The 9,017-nt window shown below is 44.2% G+C and carries 5 protein-coding genes and 2 tRNA genes; 5 read left to right on the forward strand and 2 right to left on the reverse strand.

The features are described 5' to 3' along the window. Positions 1–1,081 precede the first annotated feature (1,081 nt). The 3 genes from Q7J63_RS04275 to Q7J63_RS04285 all read left to right on the forward strand — a co-directional run bounded on the left by Q7J63_RS04275 (position 1,082) and on the right by Q7J63_RS04285 (position 4,418). Complete coding sequence (locus Q7J63_RS04275; RefSeq protein WP_304884231.1) at positions 1,082–2,620, forward strand: helicase HerA-like domain-containing protein; 1,539 nt, start codon at positions 1,082–1,084, stop codon at positions 2,618–2,620. A 218-nt stretch (positions 2,621–2,838) separates the two neighbouring features. Next, the gene (locus Q7J63_RS04280; RefSeq protein WP_304884233.1) at positions 2,839–4,053 is read left to right on the forward strand and encodes an NAD(P)/FAD-dependent oxidoreductase; all 1,215 of its coding nucleotides are present in this window, start codon (positions 2,839–2,841) and stop codon (positions 4,051–4,053) included. A gap of 2 nt (positions 4,054–4,055) precedes the next feature. Next, the gene (locus Q7J63_RS04285; protein ID WP_304884235.1) at positions 4,056–4,418 is read left to right on the forward strand and encodes a hypothetical protein; all 363 of its coding nucleotides are present in this window, start codon (positions 4,056–4,058) and stop codon (positions 4,416–4,418) included. A gap of 16 nt (positions 4,419–4,434) precedes the next feature. Here Q7J63_RS04285 and gap read toward each other — a convergent pair whose 3' ends face one another. Continuing rightward, complete coding sequence (gene gap, locus Q7J63_RS04290; protein WP_304884237.1) at positions 4,435–5,430, reverse strand: type I glyceraldehyde-3-phosphate dehydrogenase; 996 nt, start codon at positions 5,428–5,430, stop codon at positions 4,435–4,437. A 197-nt stretch (positions 5,431–5,627) separates the two neighbouring features. Here gap and Q7J63_RS04295 point away from each other — a divergent pair. Beyond that, positions 5,628–5,699 (forward strand) — tRNA-Glu (locus Q7J63_RS04295). Positions 5,700–5,736: 37 nt separating this feature from the next. After that, a tRNA-Glu gene (locus Q7J63_RS04300) sits at positions 5,737–5,808 on the forward strand. Between the two features lie 112 nt (positions 5,809–5,920). Here the strand turns inward: Q7J63_RS04300 and Q7J63_RS04305 are convergent. After that, entirely contained in the window at positions 5,921–8,155 is a 2,235-nt protein-coding gene (locus tag Q7J63_RS04305) for a radical SAM protein (protein WP_304884238.1), read from the reverse strand. Between the last annotated feature and the right edge of the window lie 862 nt (positions 8,156–9,017).

Genomic DNA, 9,017 nt, shown 5'->3' on the forward strand with positions numbered 1-9,017 from the left:
TATATATCTGCGGTTTTTGGCAGGATTCGGAGAGCGTGAAGAAAATGAGTTAGCTCACGAAGGTTCACCGAGTGAGATCCACTCATTTTTAGCGCGTAGAAGCCAGACAAAAATCAAATTGGAAGGGAATCAATAAAGTGAAGAATTCCCGTCCCAATTTGAAGAAGAGATATCAGCCTTGATTTTTTGGTTCCTTTTTGATCAAGCAAAAAGGGACAAAGGAAAAAAATTGCGATCAATGTCAACCACCTGCTTTGGCGAAAAACCTTCGGGATTCAATCTTTTTCTTTAGCCAATGACCAACAACCACGACATTCCAATTCCCACGGGTTGCAACACCTGGCTAATCAAGGTTGAAGCCTACCTCTGTTGGCAGGCATTGCCTTCAGGCTTCGTGGATATTGAACGGCAAGTAGGGAAGGAGTGGTCTGTGGGGACACAGACCACGGTTAACCGGAAGGAAACGATACCTTCGCACCAAACTTTCTCCGGATAAAAGGACGGCCTATATATCTGCGGTTTTTGGCAGGATTCGGAGAGCGTGAAGAAAATGAGTTAGCTCGTGAGTTTTTCCGAACGAGATCCACTCATTTTTAGCGCGTAGAAGCCAGACAAAAATCAAATTGGAAGATAATCAATAAAGTTAAGAATTCCCGTCCCAATTTGAAGAAGAGATATCAGCCTTGATTTTTTGGTTCCTTTTTGATCAAGCAAAAAGGGACAAAGAAAGAAAATTGCGATCAATGTCAACTACCTGCTTTGGCGAAAAACCTTCGGGATTCAATCTTTTTCTTTAACCCAAAAAAACAACTATGGCTTCCATATTCCCACGGATTTCACTTATGGTATTTAAATTTGAAACCCTTACTTCCTTTTTGACCGAAAAACGCTATCAAAAAATATATGTATTGAAATTAGATTTTTCATAGTCAGGTAATGCGTTAACGCGGATGGGATTGAATACTAGAATCTGTTGTGACCCACTCACAAATTGTCGCTCTCATTAAAAAAAACCTCAATTCATCTTTACGTATTCAGGTTTTTTAATTTAGATTGTGTACTAAACTATTGAACCTTTCAAATGAGCAATACAGAACTGTTTAAATCACATATTGAGCAAGGGTATACTTTTAAAAATGACTATATCGTATTGGGCACAGGAATCTTGGATCTCGAACCTGTCCATGAAACGCATGTAAAAATTCCTCTCAAAACGCTCAACCGCCATGGATTGATTGCTGGTGCAACCGGCACGGGAAAGACCAAAACACTGCAGGTGATTGCGGAGCAATTGTCTCTCAAGGGTGTCCCCTCGGTATTGATGGATTTAAAGGGAGACCTATCGGGTTTGGCTATGCCAGGGGAAAAAAATGCTTTCATCGAAAAGCGGATGGCCATGATAGGATTGGAGTATGATCCCATGGGCTTACCCGTGGAGTTGATGTCCATCAGCCAGGAGAAAGGGGTAAGAATGAGGGCCACTGTTTCTGAATTTGGCCCAGTCCTGATGTCTCAGATCATGGATTTGAACGCTACCCAAGGGGGGGTGATTTCTTTGGTTTTCAGGTTTTGTGATACCCACCACATGCCCTTGTTGGACCTCAAAGACCTCAAGAAAGTACTTCAATACATCAAGAATGAGGGAAAAGAGGCCATTACCAAGGAATTTGGTGGAATATCCTCCGCCTCGGTCAATACGATCATGCGTAAAATCATTGAGTTGGAGCAGCAAGGAGCGGAAAGCTTTTTTGGGGAGCGGTCATTTGATGTAGAGGATTTTGTCAGAACAAAGGATGGTAAGGGTTTGATTTCCATTATCCGTTTGACCGATATTCAAAACCGTCCTAAACTCTTCTCCACCTTTATGTTGAGTTTGCTTTCGGAGATCTACGAAACCTTTCCGGAGCAAGGTGATTCGGATAAACCCAAACTTTGTCTTTTTATTGATGAAGCCCATTTGGTGTTTTCCCATGCCAGCAAGGATTTGATCAACAAGATTGAATCCATCGTCAAGCTGATTCGCTCCAAGGGAGTAGGGGTCTTCTTTTGTACCCAATCCCCAACAGACGTACCGGACAATGTATTGGGTCAATTGGGATTGAAAGTCCAGCATTCGCTTCGTGCCTTTACGGCCAAGGACAGAAAGGCCATTGTCAAAACCGCAGAAAATTATCCCATATCACCTTTCTACAAAACCTCGGAGGTACTCACTTCGATGGGAATTGGAGAAGCATTGGTTACTGCTTTGAGTGAAAAGGGAATTCCTACTCCGCTAGTGCACACCCTTTTACGGGCACCCATTTCACGCATGGATATTTTGGATTCCAGCGAAATCAACCAGCTGGTGAATGCCTCGAGCTTGGTGAAAAAATACAATGCCGAAATCGACCGTGAAAGTGCTTTTGATATCCTGGAAAAGAAAATATCCCGAGCAGAAGAAGCGGCAGCGGTGTCAAAACCAGTTGCCAAGGTACCTGCCACAAGAGCAGGAAGACCCGCGAAGGAGGCCAGTATGTTTGAGGATTTGAGCAAAAACACGATGGTAAGACAGATGGGAAGAACACTTTTCAGGGAATTGGCCAGAGGAATATTGGGTTCCATCACAGGAAAAAAGAGGTAGTTCTCCAATTTTGCTTGGATTGGGCATTTGGAATGTTTAACCCGTATTGTGCATGACCAATTCAATTCTAGCCTAAAAACGCCTCTCAATCAGTTGTTGGTTTGTTATTTTGGACTTCACCAAAACAGTACGCTGCCTTAATTCCCAAATAATCTGATTTCCTTGATTTTTCAAGCCCATTAGGAAACGGAATGCATATTTCGGGTTAAATTTGCGGGATGTTAAAAATAGGAATAATTGGGGCGGGTGCGGCTGGCTTTTTTTCAGCAATTCATGCCGCTGAAGGAGGAGCAAAGGTCACCATTTTAGAGAAAACTTCAAAAGTCCTGGCCAAGGTCAAGATTTCCGGTGGGGGAAGGTGCAATGTCACCCATGCCGCCTTCGAAAATCCCCAACTTATCAAAAACTATCCAAGAGGGGAGAAATTCCTTAAAAAAGTCTTTGGACATTTTTCGGTCAAAGATACTGTAGACTGGTTCGAATCCCGGGGCGTAAAGCTCAAGGTAGAGCAAGATGGCAGGATGTTTCCCGTATCTGATGATTCCCAATCCATCATCGACGCCCTTCAACAGGCGGCAAGGGCGCTCCAAGTGGAAACCATATTCAATTTTCCCGTTATTGAAATCAGGAAGGTTGGGGATGGCTTTCAAGTCATTTCCGAAAAGAAAACCTTGGAATTTGACAGATTGATCGTCTGCATAGGTGGTTTTCCTAAAATCCAGGGTTTTGACTTTTTACAAAAACTTGGGCATACCATCATTCCTCCTGTTCCTTCTCTGTTTACCTTCAACACCCCAAATGAGCCCATCAAAAAGCTGATGGGCATTTCCGTCCCCGACGCGTTTGTACGGTTGGAGGGGACCAAACTGGCCTACAGAGGGCCTTTGTTGATCACCCATTGGGGCGTGAGTGGGCCGGCTGTTTTGAAACTTTCGGCTTTTGGCGCCCAATGGCTTTTTGACCAAGATTACCACGCCAACGCACATATCCGCTGGGTCCACGATCTTTCGGAAGAGGAGACTTTGGATAAATTGAACCGATTTAAACATGAGCATCCCAAGAAAAAGATCATGGGAAACCCACTTTTTGGCATTCCTACCAGACTTTGGGAGCATTTGGCAGAGAAATCTGATATAGAAAGTCAATTTTTATGGTATGAAATCCCAAAAAAGCAGTTAAATAAGCTTGTGCAGAATCTTTTTTGCTATATTGTTGCCATCGAAGGAAAGACCGGATTCAAAGAGGAATTCGTAACCGCAGGTGGCGTTGATCTGAATGAGGTCCATCCCGATACCATGGAGAGCAAGATTGTCAAAAATTTGTTCTTTTCAGGAGAGGTGGTTAACATAGATGGGATCACTGGAGGGTTCAACTTCCAGGCCGCCTGGAGTACCGGCTACCTCGCTGGCAAATCATCCAAAATAAATGCCTAAAAATGCTTCAAAACCCACCGATTGATTTTGAAATGATAGAGGATATGGTGGAGGGAGACGAGGACTTCAAGTCTGAGTTGGTCTCTGCAATCCTCCATTCCTTGTTGGAACTCAAAGAAAAATACCAGGAAGGTGCCACGCTTCAGAATGCGGAGATCATCCAACAAATCCGGCACAAAACCAAGCCAACCTTGACCATGTTTGGGATGGAAAGGCTAACCGAAGTCGTGAATGCCGGTAAAGTGTTGATTGAAGAAAAAGGTTTTGAACATCCCGAATTTCCCAAACACCTGGAGGATTTTTTGGAAAGTATTCATCTGGCCATTGAATTTATGAAAGCATACATCTCCCTTCAAGAGAAGTGAAATGTATACTTTTTGTTTATTTCCCAACCAGTAGAATCAAATCCATCAGCCTGTTGGAATAACCGGCTTCATTGTCATACCAGCCCACTATTTTTACCAAGTTTCCTTTTGCGGAAGTCAATCCTGCATCGAAAATACAGGAATGGGGATTGCCGATGATATCGATGGATACAATTGGATTTTCCTCGTATTCCAAGATCCCCTTTAGTTTTCCATCCGCTTCTTTCTTGAAAATGGCATTGATTTCGGCACTGGTGGTCTCTCTTTTCAAAAGAACAGTCAAATCAGTCAAGGAACCATCCGGAACAGGCACCCGCATGGCAGAGGCCTCGATTCTATCTTTCAAGTGGGGGAGGACGATCTCCATGGCCTTGGCAGCGTGTGTGCTGGTCGGAATAATGGAATAGGCGGCAGCCCTCGCTCTCCTCAAATCCTTGTGTGGGGCATCGTGAAGGTTCTGATCATTGGTGTAGGAATGGATCGTGGACACATACCCTTTTTGGATACCAAAGTTGTCGTCCAAGATCTTGACCATCGGAGCAAGGCAGTTGGTCGTGCAAGAGGCGTTGGAGATGATCGACTCATTCCCCGAGAGAATATGCTCGTTTACACCAAGAACGATGGTGGGCACGTCGCCTTGGGCAGGGGCGGTGATGATTACTTTTTTGGCACCACCCAGCAAATGTCCGGATGCCGCTTTCTTTTCTGTGAATTTACCGGTGGACTCCAAGACGATATCCACGTCCAAACTTCCCCAAGGAATTTTATTGGGTTCTTTCTCTGCAAAAATCCGAATCACCTTTCCCTCGATTTCAATATTGCCATCTTTGACAGTGACCTTATGAGGGTATTTGCCATGGATGGAATCGTATTGAAGCAGGTGGGCGAGGGTGATGGGATCGGTTAAGTCATTGACAGCGACCAAATCTATGTCTCTATTTTCCAATAACAATTTTAAGGTGAGCCTTCCGATTCGACCGCAACCATTGATGGCAACTTTTATTCTTTTCATTCTTCGCGAATATGCAATTTGAAATGGAACACGAAATTACGAATTTAGGGCATCAAAGGCTAAAAAATATTTTTCAAGCTTATTTTCAAGGTATTGCCCTCAAAAACAGAATATTTTTTTGTCATGTTTTGCATTATGGTTTTAACCCTCTATATTTGCATCACCTTACGGAAAAGGGGTTGTTTCATTTCCAATATGGTCGATTCGTCTAGGGGTTAGGACGTATCCCTTTCACGGATAAAACACGGGTTCGATTCCCGTATCGACTACTACATTATTTTGTTTATTGGATTTCAAGCCTCATTTGGTCGATTCGTCTAGGGGTTAGGACGTATCCCTTTCACGGATAAAACACGGGTTCGATTCCCGTATCGACTACTATAAATTGATGGGTTCCGTCTTCGAACGGGTTGACAACATCAGTTTGTTTTATGGTTGTTAGTGGTTAAAGTGAGTAAAATCCCGATCTTTTAGATCGGGATTTTCATTTTTATACCCATACCATTCCCGCTTCCTCTAAAGTTTGCCAAACCTGGGATTGCATGAATTTTTCAAAGTCGGTCATACCGGATTGCAGGTAATGTTCCTCCAATTGGCCAAAGGTCAATACTGGTCTTTCTGCGGACATTTCCAAAAGCCCAAAAACATCCATCAGCCAACGTCCTTCAAGCTTATTTACCCTGACTTCGATCCTTTCCATCTTGTTCTCGAAGACCAACTGGCCTGATTCCACCGTTTTTCCTTTTTTGCTGAATTTCACGGACGCCAACTCAGGTTGATTTCCCAGCCAGATCAATTTTGTGCTGGGCTTGAGTTCGGCTTCTTGCTCATTTTCGATGGCATTGAAGATGAAATTTGGTGAAATCGAAGTTTTGGGGATTTTAAAGTCAAACCAGTCTTTCAACTGGAATTCAAAACAGATCCCATGCATGTAATTGAACAGGGCCTTTTTTAGCCCCGCACTGAAGCGTTCGTGCTCAGTTCCTGTAGGATCTTCATGAATAAGGTCATTGTCCGCAAACAGCCCCTTTTCAGGCCCGACACGGACGACACCAAACTTTTCCGGTTGCAATCCTATGGGGGCATGCGAAGTCATGGCAAACAAATGCCAAAATCCAGATTGGAGTACGTTGTTCATGAATAACTGTCGGACCATTTCAAGGCTGTCAATGGTTTCCTGGGCCGTCTCCGTCGGAAAGCCATACATCAGATAAGCATGGACCATGATGCCTGATTGGGTGAAATGATGGGCCACCTGTGCCACCTGGGTGACAGTGACACCCTTTTGCATCATGTGCAGCAACCTGTCCGAGGCCACCTCCAAACCGCCGGATACGGCGATGCAACCCGATGCTTTCAGCAAGCGGCAGAGGTCGAATGTAAATCGCTGCTCAAACCGAATATTGGTCCACCAGGTAATTTTTAGGTTTCGTTTCAGGATTTCTATTGCCAATTCCCGCATCAGGGCAGGTGGGGCTGCCTCATCTACAAAATGGAAACCGGTCTGTCCCGTTTGCGCAACAAGGGCTTCGATCCTGTCGCAGATGATGGATGCACTGACGGGCTCATAGTTTTTGATATAATCCAATGTGACATCACAAAAAGAGCATTTCTTCCAATAGCAGCCATGGGCCATGGTCAATTTGTTCCACCTGCCATCCGACCACAGCCGGTGCATGGGATTGACCATCTCGATGACAGATAGGTACTGGGACAATTCCAAATCGGAGTAATCCGGTGTGCCGACCAGGCTAAAAGGGATATCGGCTTGTTTTGCACCATTGAGGTAGCAAACTTTCCCATCCACCAAGGCAAAGGTTCTTTTGAGCGCCGAAAGCTCCCTTTGGCCATCCAGATATTCCAACAGACAGGTGAGCGGACGCTCGCCATCGTCCAGGGTGATAAAATCCACATATTCAAATACCCGCGGCTCTTGAAGTGAACGCAATTCGGTATTGGGATAGCCACCACCCATGACCACCTTGGTTTCGGGATAATGGGCTTTTATGTATTGACCGCAGCGAAATGCGGCGTAAAGATTTCCAGGGAAGGGGACCGAAATACAGACCAAATGGGGATTGGATTCCTTGATGCAGCGTTCCAATTCTTCAAACAGAAAGGTATCCGTAAAGGAAGGCTTGGCTTGGAGGATTTCATACAGAGGATCAAATGAGACCGCAGACCTGCCCAGTCTTTCCGCATACCTGCTGAATCCGAAATGGGGATCCAAAACCTCTTGGATCAAATCTCCCAGATCCTCCAGATACAAAGTCGCCAAGTGTCGTGCCTTGTCTTGAATGCCCATGGTGCCAAAGGCCCAATCCAAATCATCCAGTTGCCCGAACCTCGAACCCTGTGGCAAAAAGTCCCCGTCACAGATGTTGTAGGCGAGGGTTGGGTTTTCAAACTGGAGAAATTTGATGACAGGTGTGATCGTGTTGAGGTAATCTTTTTTGAGTTTGAGGATCCTTTTGCTGTTTTCTGATATTTTTTTATTCTCCTGATTTTCAATGGATTCAAACACCTTTGTTAAACCATTTTTTGAGAAAATACGAAGAATGACATTCAATCCCAAATCACTTTGAAAGGATTTTTTTCCCAGCGTATTCAGGTATCCTTTGATATAGGCGGTAGCGGGATAGGGGGTATTGAGTTGCGTAAAGGGCGGCGTAATGAGGAGGATGGATTTCGACACAAGTAGATTATTTGCTGCAAATTTCGACATTTATTTCTCTTTAACCCGCTATATGCAATACCAATTCAATTCCAGCCTACAATTTCCTTATAATCAGAAAATTATTTACTCTTATTGACTTCAGCATCTTGGTTTAGGTCTTAATTTTCCAAAGAATCTGATTTTCTTGTATCATCAACTCCTGTTGGGAAAATCACGGTATTTTTCGGGTTAAAGGCAATGCTTAAGGTTTGGCTTTTGATTTTATTTGGGAACAAGTTTAAGGCGCGATTGTTATTTAGCTTTTTTGTTCCGCGGAAGATGAATGTTAATCAACAAGTACAGGAAAATCGGAATACAATTACTGAATCGAAGTGCTGCTGTAAGACATCAACCTCAACCCCATAATTCATTGTGGGGAAGAAGCATACCATCTTCCAATCAAAGTGCCATCAGCACGGCCCAAATCTCAACTCCATAATTCATTGTGGGGAAGGCAGCATACCATCCTCCAATCAAAGTGCCATCGGCACGGCCCAAATCTCAACCCCATAATTCATTGTGGGGAATGCAGCAACCAATCCTCCAATCAAAGTGCCATCGGCACGGTTCAAATCTTAACCCCATAATTCATTGTGGGAAAGAAGCAACTAATCCTCCAATCAAAGTGCCATCAGCACGACCCAAATCTCAACCCCATAATTCATTGTGGGGAAGGCAGCAACCAATCTTCCAATCAAAGTGCCATCGGCACGGATCAATTCTTAACCCCATAATTCATTGTGGGGAAGAAGCAACCAATCCTCCAATCAAAGTGCCATCAGCACGACCGAAATCTTAACCCCACAATTCATTGTGGGGAAGGCAGCAACCAATCTTCCAATCAAAGTGCCATCGGCACGGATCAATTGTT

The organism is Rhodonellum sp. (assembly GCF_030656585.1).
Classification (GTDB): Bacteria; Bacteroidota; Bacteroidia; order Cytophagales; family Cyclobacteriaceae; genus Rhodonellum; species Rhodonellum psychrophilum.

Coding starts and splice junctions, on each gene's coding strand:
- Q7J63_RS04275 (WP_304884231.1), top strand. CDS start 1,082: ATGAGCAATACAGAACTGTTTAAATCACATATTGAGCAAGGGTATACT.
- Q7J63_RS04280 (WP_304884233.1), top strand. CDS start 2,839: ATGTTAAAAATAGGAATAATTGGGGCGGGTGCGGCTGGCTTTTTTTCA.
- Q7J63_RS04285 (WP_304884235.1), top strand. CDS start 4,056: ATGCTTCAAAACCCACCGATTGATTTTGAAATGATAGAGGATATGGTG.
- gap (WP_304884237.1), bottom strand. CDS start 5,430: ATGAAAAGAATAAAAGTTGCCATCAATGGTTGCGGTCGAATCGGAAGG.
- Q7J63_RS04305 (WP_304884238.1), bottom strand. CDS start 8,155: ATGTCGAAATTTGCAGCAAATAATCTACTTGTGTCGAAATCCATCCTC.